At 39.1% G+C, this 16,728-nt stretch carries 14 protein-coding genes, 2 tRNA genes and 1 other RNA gene; 13 read left to right on the top strand and 4 right to left on the bottom strand.

Annotated elements, in window-relative coordinates; genetic code table 11:
• On the top strand, positions 1-1,263 hold a 1,263-nt coding region (locus K6D58_RS09355), incomplete at its 5' end, for a bifunctional folylpolyglutamate synthase/dihydrofolate synthase (RefSeq protein WP_296830042.1).
• Here K6D58_RS09355 and alr read toward each other — a convergent pair.
• The 4 genes from alr to K6D58_RS09335 form a co-directional block, all read right to left on the bottom strand.
• Entirely contained in the window at positions 1,197-2,357 is a 1,161-nt protein-coding gene (alr, locus tag K6D58_RS09350; protein ID WP_296830040.1) for an alanine racemase, read from the bottom strand. The genes K6D58_RS09355 and alr overlap by 67 nt on opposite strands.
• A 32-nt stretch (positions 2,358-2,389) precedes the next feature.
• Entirely contained in the window at positions 2,390-3,481 is a 1,092-nt protein-coding gene (trpS, locus tag K6D58_RS09345) for a tryptophan--tRNA ligase (protein ID WP_296830038.1), read from the bottom strand.
• Positions 3,482-3,579: 98 nt separating this feature from the next.
• A complete protein-coding gene (locus K6D58_RS09340; RefSeq protein WP_296830036.1) occupies positions 3,580-4,977 on the bottom strand; it encodes a CCA tRNA nucleotidyltransferase in 1,398 nt (465 codons plus the stop codon).
• Positions 4,978-4,994: 17 nt separating this feature from the next.
• Positions 4,995-5,360 (bottom strand): hypothetical protein, encoded by a 366-nt coding sequence (locus tag K6D58_RS09335; protein WP_296830034.1) that lies wholly within the window; start codon positions 5,358-5,360, stop codon positions 4,995-4,997.
• A gap of 49 nt (positions 5,361-5,409) precedes the next feature.
• Between K6D58_RS09335 and K6D58_RS09330 the strand changes: the two genes are divergently transcribed.
• From K6D58_RS09330 to K6D58_RS09275, 12 genes are all read left to right on the top strand, one after another.
• Positions 5,410-6,243 (top strand): hypothetical protein, encoded by an 834-nt coding sequence (locus K6D58_RS09330; protein ID WP_296830032.1) that lies wholly within the window; start codon positions 5,410-5,412, stop codon positions 6,241-6,243.
• Between the two features lie 18 nt (positions 6,244-6,261).
• A complete protein-coding gene (gene aroH / locus K6D58_RS09325; RefSeq protein WP_296830031.1) occupies positions 6,262-6,636 on the top strand; it encodes a chorismate mutase in 375 nt (124 codons plus the stop codon).
• Positions 6,633-8,225 (top strand): glycogen synthase, encoded by a 1,593-nt coding sequence (locus tag K6D58_RS09320; protein WP_296830029.1) that lies wholly within the window; start codon positions 6,633-6,635, stop codon positions 8,223-8,225. The genes aroH and K6D58_RS09320 overlap by 4 nt, the downstream gene beginning before the upstream one ends.
• 113 nt (positions 8,226-8,338) lie before the next feature.
• A tRNA-Thr gene (locus tag K6D58_RS09315) sits at positions 8,339-8,411 on the top strand.
• Positions 8,412-8,431: 20 nt separating this feature from the next.
• A tRNA-Tyr gene (locus K6D58_RS09310) sits at positions 8,432-8,513 on the top strand.
• Positions 8,514-8,694: 181 nt separating this feature from the next.
• Positions 8,695-9,639 (top strand): MBL fold metallo-hydrolase, encoded by a 945-nt coding sequence (locus tag K6D58_RS09305; protein ID WP_296830027.1) that lies wholly within the window; start codon positions 8,695-8,697, stop codon positions 9,637-9,639.
• Complete coding sequence (mltG, locus tag K6D58_RS09300) at positions 9,636-10,715, top strand: endolytic transglycosylase MltG (RefSeq protein ID WP_296830025.1); 1,080 nt, start codon at positions 9,636-9,638, stop codon at positions 10,713-10,715. The genes K6D58_RS09305 and mltG overlap by 4 nt, the downstream gene beginning before the upstream one ends.
• A gap of 2 nt (positions 10,716-10,717) precedes the next feature.
• A complete protein-coding gene (gene dnaG, locus K6D58_RS09295) occupies positions 10,718-12,532 on the top strand; it encodes a DNA primase (RefSeq protein WP_296830023.1) in 1,815 nt (604 codons plus the stop codon).
• A 2-nt stretch (positions 12,533-12,534) separates the two neighbouring features.
• A complete protein-coding gene (gene rpoD / locus K6D58_RS09290; RefSeq protein WP_296830021.1) occupies positions 12,535-14,616 on the top strand; it encodes an RNA polymerase sigma factor RpoD in 2,082 nt (693 codons plus the stop codon).
• Positions 14,617-14,697: 81 nt separating this feature from the next.
• Positions 14,698-15,555 (top strand): zinc ribbon domain-containing protein, encoded by an 858-nt coding sequence (locus K6D58_RS09285; RefSeq protein WP_296830020.1) that lies wholly within the window; start codon positions 14,698-14,700, stop codon positions 15,553-15,555.
• 7 nt (positions 15,556-15,562) lie between these two features.
• Positions 15,563-15,954, top strand: an RNA gene (gene rnpB / locus K6D58_RS09280) — RNase P RNA component class A.
• Positions 15,955-15,972: 18 nt separating this feature from the next.
• Positions 15,973-16,728, top strand: a 756-nt coding sequence (locus tag K6D58_RS09275; RefSeq protein ID WP_296830019.1) for a tetratricopeptide repeat protein, incomplete at its 3' end; no start/stop codon positions are given.

The raw sequence follows: 16,728 nt of genomic DNA, 5'->3' as shown, positions 1-16,728 counted from the left end.
TGTCAGCGTCTTGGAAATCCCCAGGATACATTTAAAACAATTCATATAGCAGGTTCAAAAGGCAAGGGATCTGTTGCAATAATGGCAGCTTCAATTCTTACTCAATCAGGTTTTAAAACAGGTATATACACATCACCTCATATAGTTGATTTTAGGGAAAGAATTTCTGCAAGCAATGGATTTTTTGAAGACCGTATTTACATTCAGTCTGCTTCCCAAATCATGGAATGCATTAATTCAATTAAAGAAGAAGAACTTCCTGGAGGAAGAAGACCTACATGGTTTGAAATTGTCACAGCCTACGCATTTTTGTGTTTTAAAAACGCGGCCTGTACTCATGTTGTTATAGAAACAGGTCTTGGAGGAAGGCTGGATTCTACAAACATTATTAAAAGTTCCGTAACAGTTCTTACAAGGATAGAACTGGAACACACAGAATTCTTAGGTGATACTCTTGAAAAAATTGCCTATGAAAAAGCCGGAATCATTAAAGAAAAAACTCCTGCAGTTATTCTTGACCAGCAGAAAAAAGTACTTGATGTATTCCGTTTAAAGGCAGAAAGTGAAAATGCACCTGTATACATTTCTTCTAAAACAGGATCCTTTGAAGTTGCAGGTTATGAAAAAAAAGATGATAAAATTCTTATGAATACAAATATAAACTGCAGTCTGTATAATGATACAATCCACTGCAACTTAAAGATGCCGGGACAATATCAGGCAGAAAATGCCCTTCTTGCTTCCATAGCAGTAAAATTACTAGAAAAGAACATCAGCTCTGATGATGCAGCAGAAGGTCTTTCCAAAGCCTTTTTACCAGGAAGATTTGAAGTAACTAAAAATCCTTTATCAAAAAACAGCACAATAATCCTTGATGGAGCCCATACAGTAAACTCTATAAAATTTACTATGGAAACCTGTCGCTGGGTTTTAGGTAATTCAAAAAAACACCTTCTTTTTGGATGTGCAGCTGATAAAGATGTTGAAGACATAAGTCTTTATTTTCAGGAAGAATTTCAGGATGTAACTCTTACCCGGCCGGGTAACGTAAAAAAAAGTGACCTTAACCGCATGTGTCAGGCCTTTGAAAAGGCAGAAATCAACTTTAGTTTTAACGAAAATTACAATGAAGCCATTATTCAGGCAATAAAACAAGCAGCAGAGCAAAATGCAGTGCTGCTTGTTACAGGTAGTTTCTATCTGGTAAGCGAAGTTAAAAAAACTCTTGGAACTCTTTTAGAAACTCCGCAGGTAATTTCATAAGATATTGTAGAAGTAAGCCTTGCAAGATCATCAGCTGTCTGCAGGGCTCCAAATCTTTTATCTCCAAAAATTACAGCTTTATCCCATCGTCGGGTTTTATCATCTTCCAGTTCTATCATGCACTGATCCATGCATATTCTTCCCCTTACAGGGCAGTTATGACCATTAACGGCAACTTTTATTCCTGCAGAAGAAAATCTTCTGAACATACCGTCGTCATAACCAACAGGAAGTATTCCGATACAGGTATCTTTTTCTGCTTTCCATGTACAGCCGTAGCCCACAGACTTTCCTTTTTCAAAGTTTCTGATTGAACATATTTCTGTTTCAAAAGTCATAACAGGCTGCAGGTCTATTTTAATTCCCTTAGCTTCAAGAAATTCCCTGGAAACTTCATCTGCATAATAGCCGTAAACAATAATGCCGGGCCTTACCATATCCATATGCATCTCTGGATTATTAAGGGTAGCAGCACTATTACAGCAGTGACAGATACCTGGATTTATTCCCTGGGCCTTTACGTTTTCTATAGCCTTTTTAAAAAGTTCAAACTGTTTTTTTGTATAAAGTTCGTCTTCTTTTTTAAGGGAATCACTTACAGCAAAATGAGTACACATACCGGCAATAACAATTCCCCCAAGACAGGAAATGTCTTTTGCAAGAATACCTGCCTCTTCTGGAAGACAGCCGATTCTTCCCATACCAGTATCTACTGCCAGATGAACAGGATAATTTTTTTTACCGGCATTAATGCATTCCTGAGAAAAAAGAGATGCATATTCAATATCAAAAAGCAAAGGTGTAATATCAAGACTTACTGCATCTTTTACTTCTTCCGGTGAACAAAGACTGAGCATCAAAAGAGGAAGCTTAATTCCTCCCTCCCTTAACTGACGGCCTTCATCCACAGTTGCAATTGCAAGATAATCAGCCCCGCACTCTGCAGCGACTTTTGCACATTCAAGTGCACCATGACCGTAAGCATCTGCTTTAACGGCAATACACATCTTAACCGAAGGCGAAGTGCAGGATTTAATCTGAAGTATATTACTACGTAAATTATCAAGATGAATAAGTGCTCTTGTAGCTCTCATTTTTTTTGCTTCCTGAACCTATTTTATAAAACTTATATTACCATGTTCATTGCAGCCCTTACTTCATCAAGGGTTTTAACTGCAATTTCCCTGGCACGTTCAGCACCTTCTGTAAGAACTTTTCTGATGTATTCAGGTTCTTTTTCAAGCTGGGCACGTTTTTCGCGGAGAGGACGGAGCTGTTCATTAAGCGCTTCTGTAAGCACAGCCTTAAGTTTACCGCTACCACCGTCACCAATAGATGCTGCAATTGCTTCTGGAGTCTGTCCGTTACAAAGAGAAATAAGCATAAGAAGGTTTGCAACTTCCGGACGATTTACTGGATCATAAGTAATAACCCTTTCTCCGTCAGTCTTAGCTTTTTTTATAAGGGCGGCTGTTTCGTCAGCAGTACTTGAAAGATAAACTGCATTACCCAGACTCTTACTCATTTTAGCATTTCCATCCAGTCCCTTAATGCTTGGTGTCTTTGAAAGAAGGGCATATGGCATTGGGAATACAGGAGGTGTCTTTTTGCAGAATTTTTTGTTAAAGCGGCGGGCAATTGTACGGGTAAGTTCAAGATGAGGAAGCTGATCTTTTCCTACAGGAACAACATTTCCCTTACAGAAAAGAATATCGCAGGCCTGATGAATAGGATATGTGTACATACCTGCATTAACTACAGCAAGGTCTGATTTTGTAATTTCATCCTTTACAGTAGGGTTTCTTGAAAGTTCTGAATTTGATACAAGTGTAAGAAATGGGAGCATAAGCTGGTTACATTCAGGCACATAGCTGTGAGGGTAAATGATTGTATTTTCACCAGGTTCAATTCCGGCAGCAAGGTAATCAATTACAAGCTGTTTAGTATTCTGGCTTATCTGGTCAAAAGCATCATGATCGGTAAGAACCTGATAATCTGCTATAAGAACCATTGTAGGAACGCCCATTTTAGAAAGACGAACACGATTCTGAAGTGAACCAAAGTAGTGACCAATGTGAAGGCGTCCTGTTGGTCTGTCACCTGTAAGTACACGATATTTACCAGGATTAACCTTTATGTCTTCTTCTATCTGGCGGCTTTTTTCAAGTGCAGCTTCATAAGTTCCTTTAGATTCATATTCGATTTCATTATCTGCCATTTTATTCCCCTTTTAGTCAGTCAATTATTTATCCTACACACTATCATTTTTTAAATTTTGTTACAATGTAAGCACTTTTTTGACTTTTGAATTATTATTTAACTGAATTTTACCCTGTAAATATTAAGGGCTGTATTTAAAAGTTTATCCCTGTCATTCATATCAGGAGATTCTATTACACACTCAAGAAGCTCCTTAAGAATCATTCCCATTACTTTACCGGCAGGTATACCTTTTTCAATAAGGTCTTTACCGCTTACAGCAAGATCCTTAAGGCTTAAGGCATTATTTTTTTCAGTAATACTCTTAATTCTGTCCTTAAGTTCCAAAAGGCCTTTCCAGGAAGGAGAGGATTCAGCCATGGGAACTCTGTGCATTCCATAAACATCACCCAGCCTTAACATAAAAAGCTCATCCAGGTTTTCCAGTCCAATACGGATAATAAAACGCCTTACTGCCGCATCAGACCAGCTGCTTTCATAAAAGAACATATGTTCCTTTACAAGATGACAAACATGCTTGATTTCTTCATTGGAAAACTTTAAGTGAGTCATACTTGCCTGAGCTTTTTTCTCAGATACAGCTTCATGATGATGAAAGTGAAAGAGCCTTGCACCATCTTTTTCTTCTACAGTCCTGCATTCAGGCTTACCAATATCGTGATAAAAAGCAGCCAGCCTTACTAAAGGATATTCAGCAGGAATACCGTCACAGGAATAAAGAATATGGTCAGCAACATCAAATTCATGAAAACCCCGTCCGTCATTCTGAATGCAGCCCCTGCATACCTTAAACTCAGGAATAAAAAGATTCATGATACCTGTATCTTCAAGAAGCTTTAAACTTAAAGAAGGCTGGGGACAGGACATAATCTTCATGAATTCATCCCTGAACCTTTCCACGGAAATACCTGCTGTCCTTTCCAGCACCTTTTTATCTGATAAAGCCCTAAGGGTATTTTCTTCAATTTTAAAACCAAGCTGCCCCGCAAAACGAACAGCCCTTACAGGCCTTAAACCATCTTCATCAAACCTTTCAAGAGGATTACCAACAGTCCTGATAATACCTTTTTTAATATCTTCTTCGCCGCCAAAGGGATCAATTAAAGAACCGTCTTCAAGGCTGCAGGCTATGGCATTCATGGTAAAATCCCTGCGGGACAGGTCTTCATTTATATCAGACGTATATTGAACGCTGTCCGGATGTCTTCCGTCAGTATAGGTAGAATCCGTACGGAATGTTGTAGTCTCAAGTTCAAGGCCCATAATATGTATGGTAACAGTCCCGTGAGCAATACCAGTAGGAATTACCCTCTTAAAGATAGACATAACCTGCTCAGGAGCAGCATCAGTTGCCAGGTCCCAGTCATGGCTTTTTTTACCTAAAAGTTCATCCCTTACGGCGCCACCTACAAGATAAACGCTGTGACCGTGGGAATTAAATATTTCCCATACGCGGTGTAGTTTTTCCGGAACCTTTATTTTTCTTCCAAACATATTAAACACCCCTCATTTTAGTGCAGTCCCCCGGATATAAAGGAAAGGGCACTGATAAAAAAGATAAGTCCAATAGAAATCAAAGCCAGGAGAAGAAAAAGAATAAAATAAAACCAGTACTTTCTCCTTTTATGCAGGATGCGAAGAACAATACACTGAATGCAGCCAGAAGCAGAAAAAAGAAAAAGGGCTGCCAGGGTAAAAAAACAGAGTACCAGAAGAAAATTCTGGGTACGGTCCATAAAGCCCTGGAAATTTCCGCTCACATAAAGCATAAAAAATACACCGGCCTGGAGAAAAAGGTAGAGCACAAAGCGGCAAGTTATTCTGAAGAGAATTGATGAATGAATGTTTTTCTTAAGTGAATTGAACCTGTGACTCATAAACCTTTCTAATATTGGAAATCTTTACAAAATATAGTATCATTTTTACATGAAGTCAAAGAGAAGATTATTTAAATTATTCCTGTTTTTAATCATTGCCGGTGGAATATTTGCCTGCGGATGGATGCAGCTTTTTATTGAACCTGAAAGCTGTTCAGTTATGACATCCAGAACATCCGGCATTTACGATAAAATCATAAAAAACGGTTCGTTTAACTGGAGATGGGAACACCTTATTCCCATGAACGTAAAGCTTACAGACTTTTACACAGCAGGAGAAAGCCTTACCTGCAAAACAGAGGGCAGTCTTCCACAGTCAGACCTTTACAGCAAGCAGGTACCTGATAATCCGGACTTTTCCTATTCCTTTGAATACAGAATTTCAATAAGGGCAGAAGAAGAACAGATTCTTGAACTCTACAAAAAAAATATCATCACTGATCAGGATTCCCTGGATTCATACCTTAAGGTAAAGGCCCAGGCCCTTGCTGACAGGCTTACAGATAAAATAATAAACGAAAACACTGATTCAGACTTTAACCTTAGTATTTACACAGAAGAAAAACTTACAGGCCTTATATCCCTTGATTCAGAAGATTTTAAATACGTAACACTTGATTCAGTAAACCTTCTTTCCTGCAAAATGCCTGATACAGGCCTCTATAACAGGCTCAGGGACAGCTATTTTAAGTTTACCACAGAAATCGACAGTGTCCTTAAAAGCAAGGCAGAAAGCTATGCACACAACGTATTTGAAGACAAAAGGGTCCTTGAAAGACTTGAAAACTTTGTAATCCTTATGGAAAAATATCCTTCATTAAAAGATATTTCAAAAACTTCTGATATATCACAGATAATGAAAGTTCTTGGTGAATTAAAATAAAAATACGGAGATATAAAAATGAATAAAAGGCTTTACAGCATAAGGGGAGCAACCTGCGCAGAAAATACAGCCCAGTCCATTATGGAAGGGGTAAAGGAAATGTGTTCCAGATTATTTGAACTCAATAAAGTAGAAAGCCAGGACCTTGTAAACATTCACTTTACCATGACTAAGGATTTAGACGCCCTTAATGCCGCAACTGCCCTTAGAAAAACAGACACAGGAATAGATACATCAACTGTACCTCTTTTTACTTCCCAGGAAGCAGAAATAAAAGGCATGCTTCCAAAGGTAATCAGGGTTATGGTTACACTTTACCTGCCGGAAGGAAGTAAGATTACCCCGGTTTATGTAAATGGAGCACAGGCTTTAAGACCGGATTTTAAATCATGAATGTTTTTATGATTGCCCGTGAATACGCAGGAATTGCAGAAGCGGGCGGTGTTAAAAATGTAGTATGCTCACTGTCGGAAACCCTTGCAGATTCCGGATGCAATGTAACTGCATTTATACCTTATTACGGCTGTACGGACACTTCCTTACTCAGCTCATACACCAGACTTTCCCTTAAAATATCAGTAAAAACTGCAGGAAACGAAGAAAAAATAAGTTTTTCCCGGGGTAGGTTAAACGGGGTAGATATTATTTTTATTCATCATCCTGCTTTTACAGAAAAAAAAGGGGTATACACCTATACACTTGAAGAGGAAAAAGAGAATCCTTCTTTTAAAAAGGGGCAGGGACACAAAGACACCCTTCTTCTTAATTCAATTTTTCAAAAGGGACTTGTTTCTGCCGCTAAAGAACTTAACCTTGATAAACCGGACATAATCCACTGTCATGATGCAACTGCAGCCCTTGTTCCGGTTTTTATAGCTCAGGCAATGAAGGATTCCTCTGAATTAAAGGAATACTATAAAAAAGCCCGCTCCATAGTAACAATCCACAATGCAGGTCCCGGTTATCACCATGAATATTCAACCCTTAAGGAAGCCCTTTTTTATACAGCTCTTCCGGAAAAAACTTTATTAAAAGGCCTTTCTTCAGGCAACAGGATAGAACCTTTTATTCTGGCAGCAGATTATTCCCTTGTAACAGCTGTTTCACCATGGTATGCAAGGGAAATCACGGAAGGCAAAACAGATACAGACGGACTTTCAGAAGCCTTTAAACGTAAAAATGTCCGGATTGAAGGAATAATAAACGGAATAGACCCGGAACGCTATAATCCGGAAAATCCACAGCACTCAAGGCTGCCATATAGTTTTGCCCCGGAAAAACATGATCTTGCCGGAAAATATCAGTGCCGCAATTATTTTCTTAATGAATATGCCTCAAAGCTTTCAGCAGACAAAAATCTTAAAAGGGGAATAATTCAATACGGATTCCTTGATAAGGCAGAAGACAACATTCCATGTCTCACATATCATGGAAGAATTGCCCACCAGAAGGGAATAGACATAGCTGCAGGAGCTGCAAGAAGACTTCTTGAACAAAAACTCGACCTGCGCTTTATCTTTGCCGGACAGGGCAGTCCTGAGCTCGAAGAAGAATTCGTAAAAATTGCCCGGGATTTTCCAGGAAAGGCTGTTTATTTAAAGGGCTATACAAGGGAAATGGCAAGGCTTAGTGTAGTTGCAGCAGATTTTTCTTTGCACCCCAGCTATTTTGAACCCTGTGGTCTTGAAGACTTTATAGCCCAGCTTTACGGAACCATTCCTGTGGCTAATGCTACAGGCGGCCTTAAAAAAATTCTTGATGAAGAAACAGGTTTTCTCTATTCTCCAAACACAGCAGAAAAGCTGTCAGAAGTGCTTTATTCACTTATAAAAATAAGGTCTATTCCCGGATTTAATATTTTTACATCAATGGTTGCCTGGGCATCTAAATACGTAAAGGAAACTTACTCATGGAAAAACGTTACGGAAAAGATGTACCTGCCTTTATACAAAAGCCTTCTTGAAGGTAAAAAGGACTGCTAAAAAAAAATTAAAAAATTTTTTCATTTTTTTTTGAAATGTTATTGACATAAAATACTGAATCCTATAATATCTTAATCACTTACCGCACAGCGGTGAGAAACAAAAAAAAACAAGCCGCTATAGCTCAGTTGGTAGAGCACGTGATTTGTAATCTCGGGGTCGTGGGTCCGAATCCTACTGGCGGCTTATCTCCTAAAAAGAGAAACGGGGAGTTTCCCGAGTGGTCAAAGGGGACAGACTGTAAATCTGCTGGCTCCGCCTTCGTAGGTTCGAATCCTTCACTCCCCATGAGTGTCAGTTACTTGCTGACACTTTTTTTTTATCCATAATACAGTCAATCAAATCCCGTCAAAACATTCTGTTAAAGATATTAAAAATAATCTTAAAATTTTACAGCAATCCTCGTTGATGAGCCCCTAGTTTTTTTAAATATCTTGTATTATAATTTTTAATGTTTTTGGAGGGATACTTGTATATTAAATTTTATGGAGTCAGAGGTTCGCTGCCTGCACCTGTTACACCCGAACAGATACAAGCCAAAATTGCAGCCGTAATAGAAAGACTGACTCCCGAAGATTTAGCTAATGAAGATACAAAAACAAAATTCCTCTCAAATTTACCAAACTGGCTGTTCGGAACAACAGGAGGGAACACTCCTTGTGTTGAATTCAGGGCAAAAGACGGAACTGAATTTATTATGGACAGTGGCACCGGAATAAGACTCTTAGGCAAGGAACTGCCGGAAACAAAAGACAACACCTATCATCTTTTTCTTTCCCATTATCACTGGGATCACATTCAGGGCTTTCCTTTTTTTGATAAAATTTACGACCACAAGGTAAAACTTGAAATCTACTCCTGTTTTAAGGATGCAGAAACTTTTATGGCCGGTCAGAATACACTCCCTTATTTTCCAGAAAATGCAAAATGGGACAATATAAAGGATCATATTCACTTTAATTTTCTTGAAGAAGGAAAGGAATATGAAATTAACGGAATCAAGATTGAAGCTCACAAAATGACTCATCCTGGAGATTCCTATTCCTTTTCATTTAAGGAAGACGGCAAAAAAATCATATATTCAACTGATGTTGAATTAAAAAACTCTGATTTTGACGTTAAGGAAAAGCGGAACTATTTTTTTAAGGACGCAGATATTATAATATTTGACTGTCAGTATACAAACCCTGAAGCCATAATGAAGGAAAACTGGGGCCATTCAAGTTTCAGTTACGCTATTGACTTTGCAGAGTTATGGAATATAAAAAGTCTCTACATGTTTCATCATGATCCTACTTATGATGACAAAAAGCTTGATTCAATTCTGAGTGCAGGTAAAATCTATCAGAATTACAAACAGAATTTTATTCCTGAGCTTCACCTTGCACAGGAAGGAAAGGTAATAGAAATTTGAAAAACAGAGAATCTCAAAAAAAACACCGCTCCCTGGCCGGAATACTTCTGGCTGCTTTACTGTGGGTAGTTGCAATTGCCGCTGTCAGTCTGGTAATCCTCATTGCAATATGGAAATCAGCCATATCTCCGGCTGATAAAAAAGAAAATGCCATAAGCATGCAGATAGACATTCCGGAAGGCATGACCGTAAAAGAAACTGCAGCCCTCCTGGAAGAAAAAAAGCTTATCCGTTCCTCAAGGGCCCTTTATCTGGCAGCAAGATTCAATCTCTTTAACAGGGATAAGGCTTTTGAACTTAAAAGCGGAAGCTATACCGTATCAAGTTCAATGAAACTTGAAGAAATCTACATGCTCCTTCAGTCTGGAAATCAGATTTACATTTCTGTTGTAATTCCGGAAGGCCTTACTGCATCAAAAATCGGTTTAATTCTTGAATCAAAAGAAGTATGTCCTGCTGCAGACTTTAAGGAAGCCTGCAGAAATCCAGAACTTATAGCCCGCTATTCAATTCCCGGAGAAAGTCTTGAAGGCTATCTTTTTCCGGACACATATTTCTTTACTCCAAAAATGAAGGCCGAAGATGCAGTCACTAAGCTGGTAGAAAATTTCTTTACAAAAATAAAGTCTGTAGAAGGTCTTGAAGATAAAAATCCTGAGGAACTTTACAAAATCCTTACCCTGGCATCCATTGTAGAAAGGGAATACCGCATAAAGGATGAAGCTCCCCTTATTGCCAGTGTATTTACAAACAGACTTAAGCATAATATCGGGCTTTATTCCTGTGCCACAGTTGAATACGTAATCACAGAAATCCTTAACAGGCCTCATCCAGAACGCATTACCTATAAGGACCTTAAAATAGACAGTCCTTACAACACCTACATATGGGCCGGTCTTACTCCGGGACCTATTTCCAATCCGGGACTTGTTGCCCTGGATGCAGCCTGCAACCCTGCAAAAACAAATTACTACTATTTTGTTCTTACAGACCCAGAAAGGGGAGCCCATACCTTCAGTTCCAACTTTGACCAGCACAAAGCCGCTGAAACAATTAATTATTCTTCAAAGGACTGATAATGCCGGGCTTCATTAAACAGGAATCCATAGATGAAGTTTCAAACAGGACTGACATCGTAAGCGTTATTGGTGAATATGTTCAGCTGACTCAAAAAGGTAATGACTGGTGGGGCTGCTGTCCCTTTCACCACGAAAAAACACCTTCCTTCAGTGTTTCTGCAGATAAAAAATTCTATTACTGTTTTGGCTGCCATGCAAAGGGAACTGTCTTTAAGTTCATACAGGAAATGGAAAATGTGTCCTTTTCTGAAGCCGTAGAAATTCTTGCTAAAAAATGTGGAATACAGGTTGAATATTCCTCATCAGGAAGGGAAGAATATAAAAAAGATCCTGCAGTTCAGCTTAAGGCTGAATATACTGAACTTTACACCCGTATTGCCAGTTCATTTCATTATATGCTTATGGAAACTGATGCAGGCAAATTTGCCAGGGACTATATTACTTCCCGCGGACTTACGGAAGAAACCCTCAAAAAATTCAAGCTGGGCTACAGTCCTGCAGACAGAACCTGGCTTAAAAAATTCCTTAAAGGCAAAAATTACAGTGAAGAATTTCTTGCAAACTCAGGACTTTTCAGCAAAAGGTATCCGGATATTTCCTTCTTTAACGACAGACTTATGTTCCCTATCTTTAACAAAAACGGAGAAGTAGTTGCCCTGGGAGGAAGATTTTTAAGGGGAGACCCTTCAAAGTCACCAAAATACCTCAATTCAACTGATTTAATTCAGTACAAGAAGGGAAGTACCCTTTATGCCTATAACTTTGCAAAACAGGCCATCCATGAAAACCGTAAGGTAATTTTCTGTGAAGGCTATATGGACTGTATTGCCTATCACCAGTGCGGCCTTACCTATGCTGTTGCCCCTCTTGGAACAGCCCTGACGGAAGACCAGATAGGACTGGTAAAAAATTATGTTAAGGACGGAAGCGTACTCCTTTCCTTTGACTCAGACGGAGCAGGACTGGCAGCAACAAAAAGAGCCATTTTAATGTGCAGACAGCAGGATCTTACGGTAAAAGTCATAAAACTTACCGGGGGAAAAGACCCTGCAGAAATCATGCTCAAATACGGCCCTGACGTCTTGACAAATGAAGTTAACTCCGCTATTTTGGACAATGATTTTTTGTTGTCTGTTTTGACGGCAACCTATAGTAAGAATTCACCTGATGAAAAGCTCAAAGCAGCCAGGGAATTTTTTACCTATATAGATGCCCTGCAAAGCGATATACAGAAAAATGCATGTCTTGAGCAGTTCAGCCGGACATACGAAGTCAGCCTGGAGGCAATTAAAAACGATTATCTGAACCGTAATCAGATTGAGCAGAAGAAAAAAGTATCTTTACCATCAGATCAGAATGTAAATGAAGAAAAAATCAGAATGACAGCAGAAACAGCGGCTGTACTGAGCGTGATCGATGATGACATAAAGTATTACAAAAAACTGCGCAGTGAAATTACAGTAGACGACATCAGTGACCCGCAGGCAAAGAAGATTTTCATAATTCTGGAGGAATGTTCCCGTAGCGAAAACTTTTCAGTGAGCACCATATTAAATCATTGTGACCAGAGCCAGTTGCAGGAAATGATTATTAAATCAATGCATGAAGATCCGGCTAATAAAGAAGTTAAGGTCAATGACAGTATAAAGATGCTCAAACGCAACGTATTAAAAAGGCAGAATGATGAACTTCAGGTTCAGATCTGCAGACTTGAAAGAAGTCCGTTGCCGGAAGATAAAGCTCAGCTTATGGAACTTATTTCGAGAAGAATGGAAATATCTTCGCGGTTGGAAGATCTTAAGAAAAGGGATTAATAATGGCTGTTACAGTAAAAAAAACATCTGAAAAAACAAAGGCAAAAAAAGAAGCTGGTAAGTCTGCAAAAAAAGTTAAGGCAGAAAAAAACGAAAAAACAGCAGAAAAAAAAGCCAGAACCGCTAAAAAAACTGACACTACAGAAAAGAAAACTGCTAAAAAAACAGAAACTAAAGAAAAGGCTGCTGAACCTGCAAAAAAGCCTGCTGCAAAGGCAAAAAAGGCTCCACAGGTAAAGGTTGAAGTTCAGGAAGAAAAAGCTCCGGAAGAAATTCTCGATGATTCAGACGAAGAAACTTCTGAACTTCAGAACCTTGATCCAAGGGTTCAGAAACTCCTTGAATACGCATCAAGCAAACAGATTATTTCCTGGGATGAAATTACAGATATCCTTACACAGGATTTTGTAAACTCCAAGGAAATGGAAGGTGTTCTTCAGCTTCTTCAGGCAAACAATATTCAGGTTATGGAAGAAACTTCTGACGAAGAAGATGAGTTTGAAGAAGATGCAGAAAACGATGACGTTGACGAAGAAGGTGCTGAAGGAGGACTTGATGATTCTTCAGATGACAGGCACCGTCTTATTTCCAACGACAAGGATGCCAGCATTGATGACCCTATCAGACTCTACCTCAGGGAAATAGGTAAGGAAAACCTTCTTACTGCAGAACAGGAAGTATTCCATTCACAGAAGATGGAAGAGGGCCAGAACATCATTAAAAACGTAATCAAGAATTCCGGAATGATGATTCCTGAATTCTACAATATTGCCCACAAGGCCTTTACAAGAATCGATATGCATGAGCCTGGAAGAGCCCGCAAGGAACTTAATGAAGAGATGGCAGAAAAACATCGTCTTAAGGCAGCCTACAGCGAGCATCTTAAACCGGCTGTTCAGGACATTAAGCAGTACATGGCATTAAAGAAGCAGCTTAGTGAAAATGATCAGACCCTTAACATCTTTAAGGATCCTCAGCTTATTGAGCTTAGGGAAAAAATCATGCCAAACCTCCTTAAGCTGGACATTCAGACAGAAGAAATTGAACGCTTCAGTGCAAAATTTATTGATGCTTCTGTAAAAATTGAAGAAAACCGTCTTATTCAGGAAAGAAGAATGAAGAAGCTTCATATTCCTGATGCAGCAGCCTTAAGAAGCATTGGACGCCGTCTTGCCATTCACTCTGAATGTGTAAAACTTGAAAAGGAACTTGCTCTTTCTGCAGACGAAATCAGGTCTGACTATACAGAAATCCAGAAAATTGAACGCAAGCTCAGGGAACTTGAATATGATTTTGAAAACTCTATTGACGAAATCATAGGCATGAAGAAGGAAATTGAACGTGGCCGCATAATGCTTGAAAATCATAAAAACAAGCTTATTAAGGCAAACCTTCGTCTTGTAGTTTCCATTGCTAAAAAGTATACAAACCGCGGACTTCAGCTCTTTGACCTTATCCAGGAAGGTAATATTGGTCTTATTAAGGCTGTAGAAAAGTTTGAATACAGAAAAGGATATAAATTCTCTACATACGCTACATGGTGGATCCGTCAGGCTATTACAAGATCAATTTCGGACCAGGCCCGCACAATTCGTGTTCCTGTTCACATGATTGAACAGATTAACAAGGTTGTAAGGGAAAGCCGTCAGCTTGTACAGAAACTTGGACGTGAACCTACTGATGAAGAAATTGCACAGCAGCTTTCATGGCCTGTAAGCAGGGTAAAGCAGGTTAAAAATGTAGCCAGGGAACCAATCTCCCTCGAAACACCTATTGGAGAAGAGGAAGATTCATCACTGGGAGACTTCATCGAAGACAAGGATGTAGAAAATCCTGCAAACCAGACAGCCTACACACTTCTTCAGGAACAGCTTCATACTGTACTTAATACTCTTCCAGAAAGGGAACAGGAAGTACTTAAGATGAGGTTTGGTCTTGATGACGGATATTCACTTACACTGGAAGAAGTAGGTCTTTGCTTTAATGTTACCCGTGAACGTATCAGACAGATTGAAGCAAAAGCCCTCAGACGTCTCCGTCACCCTAGAAGGGCTTCCGGTCTCAGGGACTATATTGATACATGATGTGAAAATTCACTAATGGACACAACAGGGTAAATGAGATATATTTTACCCTACGATAAATAAGTAAATGAGGTTACGACCATGCAGATGACAGAAACACTTAGCAAGCTCAAGGATTTACAGGATGTGCTTGTTACAAAATACAGTATCGAAGCTAAAATGGATGAACTTCCAAAATCTTTATCAGGAAGTCTTGAAAGTCTTGAACAGTTTAAAAAAGAATATATTGAAAAGAATGCTGAATTTGAAGCAGAAAAAGAAAAGCTTACAGCATTAAAAGCTGATCTTGCAGATGCAGAAAAAGAACGTGAGGCCGGTGAAAAAGGCATGGATAACATCAGCACTCACAGGGAGTATGAACTTCTTGACAAACAGATTTCTGAAGCTCAGGAACATGAAGCAGAAATCCGTAAGGAAATTGTTAAAGAAGAAAAAATCATTGCAGAACTTGAAGACCTGCTTCAGGACAACCTTAATCTTATTAAGTCAACAGAAGCAGAAGTAAACGAAAACAAATCAAGCCTTGACAGTGAAACTGAATCTTACAAAAAGCAGATTGAAGACCTTGAAAAGAAAGAAGCTGATATTTCAAAGGATCTTGACAGCGAAACAATCATTAAATTCCAGCGTATTATCAGACGTAACAACGAAGGTCTTGTTGCCGTAAGAGGAAACGTTTGTACTGGATGTCACATGATTCTCCCTGCTCAGTTTGCAAACGAAGTAAGAAAGAACGAAAAGATTCTTTTCTGCCCATACTGTAGCCGTATTCTTACCTATGAAGAAACTACAGACGAATCAGAATACTACTCAATGGATGAAGCAGGAAGTCTTTCTGACCTTGATGATGATGATCTTATCGAAGATGATGAAGACATCATTGAAGATGAAGAAGAATCACAGGATTCATCATCTTCTTCAATGGGTTATGATGAATAAGTAATTATTAAGGATACATGGCCGTGCAGAATGTCTGTGATGATACAGATATTCTGTGAGGTAAAGTCCGGGCTCCACCGGAAAAGATGCCGGATAACGTCCGGGTAGAAAAGGGAAGCTGCTGTTTACAGCATAGCCCCTTGACTAACAGAAAGTGCTACAGAAAATTACCGCCCTGCTTGCAGGGTAAGGGTGAAAAGGCAGGGTAAGAGCCTACCGCGGTTGTGGTAACATAGCCGGCTTAAGCAAACCTCATCTGGAGCAAGATCATGCAGCAGTTTGACATTCCGGTCTTATACTGCGGGTAGATTGCTGGAGGTTTCTGGTAACAGAAATCGTGGATAGATGACCATGCATCGCAAGATGTACCAGAACCCGGCTTATCGTATCCTTATTTTTTTAGAAGGTATGCAGCTTATGAAATCCGGATATAAATCCGACAGAATACAAAGAAGAAAAAGTAAGGCAGTTAAATATTCAATAATTATTGCCCTTATTCTTCTGGCTTTGTCTGCTCTTTCTATAATTTCATACAGAATAATTTATAAAAGATTACACAATCCCTATTCAGAAAATGCACTTTACGAAAACTGGAATCTGAAGACTACGGAAGGTTACCAGAAAGTTTATAAAATTTCAGACCAGCTTATAAAAGAAAATCCAATGAACAATGCTGCACGCACTTTCCGCGGCTACAGTGCCTTTATGCTTGCAGAATCAGAACCGGAATATTCTCAGTCACAGCAATATCTTAACGATGCAGTTACTAATCTGAGGATTGCCCTTTTAGGCTGCAGCGAAGATTCTTATCCTCAGATCTGCTATATGCTGGGAAAAGCCTACTATTACAGGGACAAGGCTTCTTCCTATAATTTTTATGCAGACCTTACTGTAAAATACCTTAACGAAGCTTTAAGTCACGGTTTTAATGCAGATGACATTCCTCACTTGCTGGGCTTAAGTTATGATGCTCTTGGTGAAACTGACAAATCCATTGCAGCCCTTACAAAAGCCCTTATTAACAACGAAACAGATACTCTTTTATACGATATCGGACGACAGTACTTTAAGAACAAGCAGGGTATGACAGCCAGACAGTATCTTGCAAGAGTAATTCATTTATCCAAAAATGATGAACTTATAGAAAAAGCCAGGCTTCTTTTAGGACAGATT

It is taken from the genome of Treponema sp., from assembly GCF_024696245.1.
Classification (GTDB): Bacteria; Spirochaetota; Spirochaetia; order Treponematales; family Treponemataceae; genus Treponema_D.
The sequence above is the reverse complement of the archived record's forward strand: the minus strand, read 5'-3'. Positions and strand labels throughout refer to the sequence as shown.

Excerpts from the sequence above, each read along its gene's own strand:
- alr (WP_296830040.1), bottom strand. The coding sequence starts at position 2,357 with ATGAGAGCTACAAGAGCACTTATTCATCTTGATAATTTACGTAGTAAT.
- trpS (WP_296830038.1), bottom strand. The coding sequence starts at position 3,481 with ATGGCAGATAATGAAATCGAATATGAATCTAAAGGAACTTATGAAGCT.
- K6D58_RS09340 (WP_296830036.1), bottom strand. The coding sequence starts at position 4,977 with ATGTTTGGAAGAAAAATAAAGGTTCCGGAAAAACTACACCGCGTATGG.
- K6D58_RS09335 (WP_296830034.1), bottom strand. The coding sequence starts at position 5,360 with ATGAGTCACAGGTTCAATTCACTTAAGAAAAACATTCATTCATCAATT.
- K6D58_RS09330 (WP_296830032.1), top strand. The coding sequence starts at position 5,410 with ATGAAGTCAAAGAGAAGATTATTTAAATTATTCCTGTTTTTAATCATT.
- aroH (WP_296830031.1), top strand. The coding sequence starts at position 6,262 with ATGAATAAAAGGCTTTACAGCATAAGGGGAGCAACCTGCGCAGAAAAT.
- K6D58_RS09320 (WP_296830029.1), top strand. The coding sequence starts at position 6,633 with ATGAATGTTTTTATGATTGCCCGTGAATACGCAGGAATTGCAGAAGCG.
- dnaG (WP_296830023.1), top strand. The coding sequence starts at position 10,718 with ATGCCGGGCTTCATTAAACAGGAATCCATAGATGAAGTTTCAAACAGG.
- rpoD (WP_296830021.1), top strand. The coding sequence starts at position 12,535 with ATGGCTGTTACAGTAAAAAAAACATCTGAAAAAACAAAGGCAAAAAAA.
- K6D58_RS09285 (WP_296830020.1), top strand. The coding sequence starts at position 14,698 with ATGCAGATGACAGAAACACTTAGCAAGCTCAAGGATTTACAGGATGTG.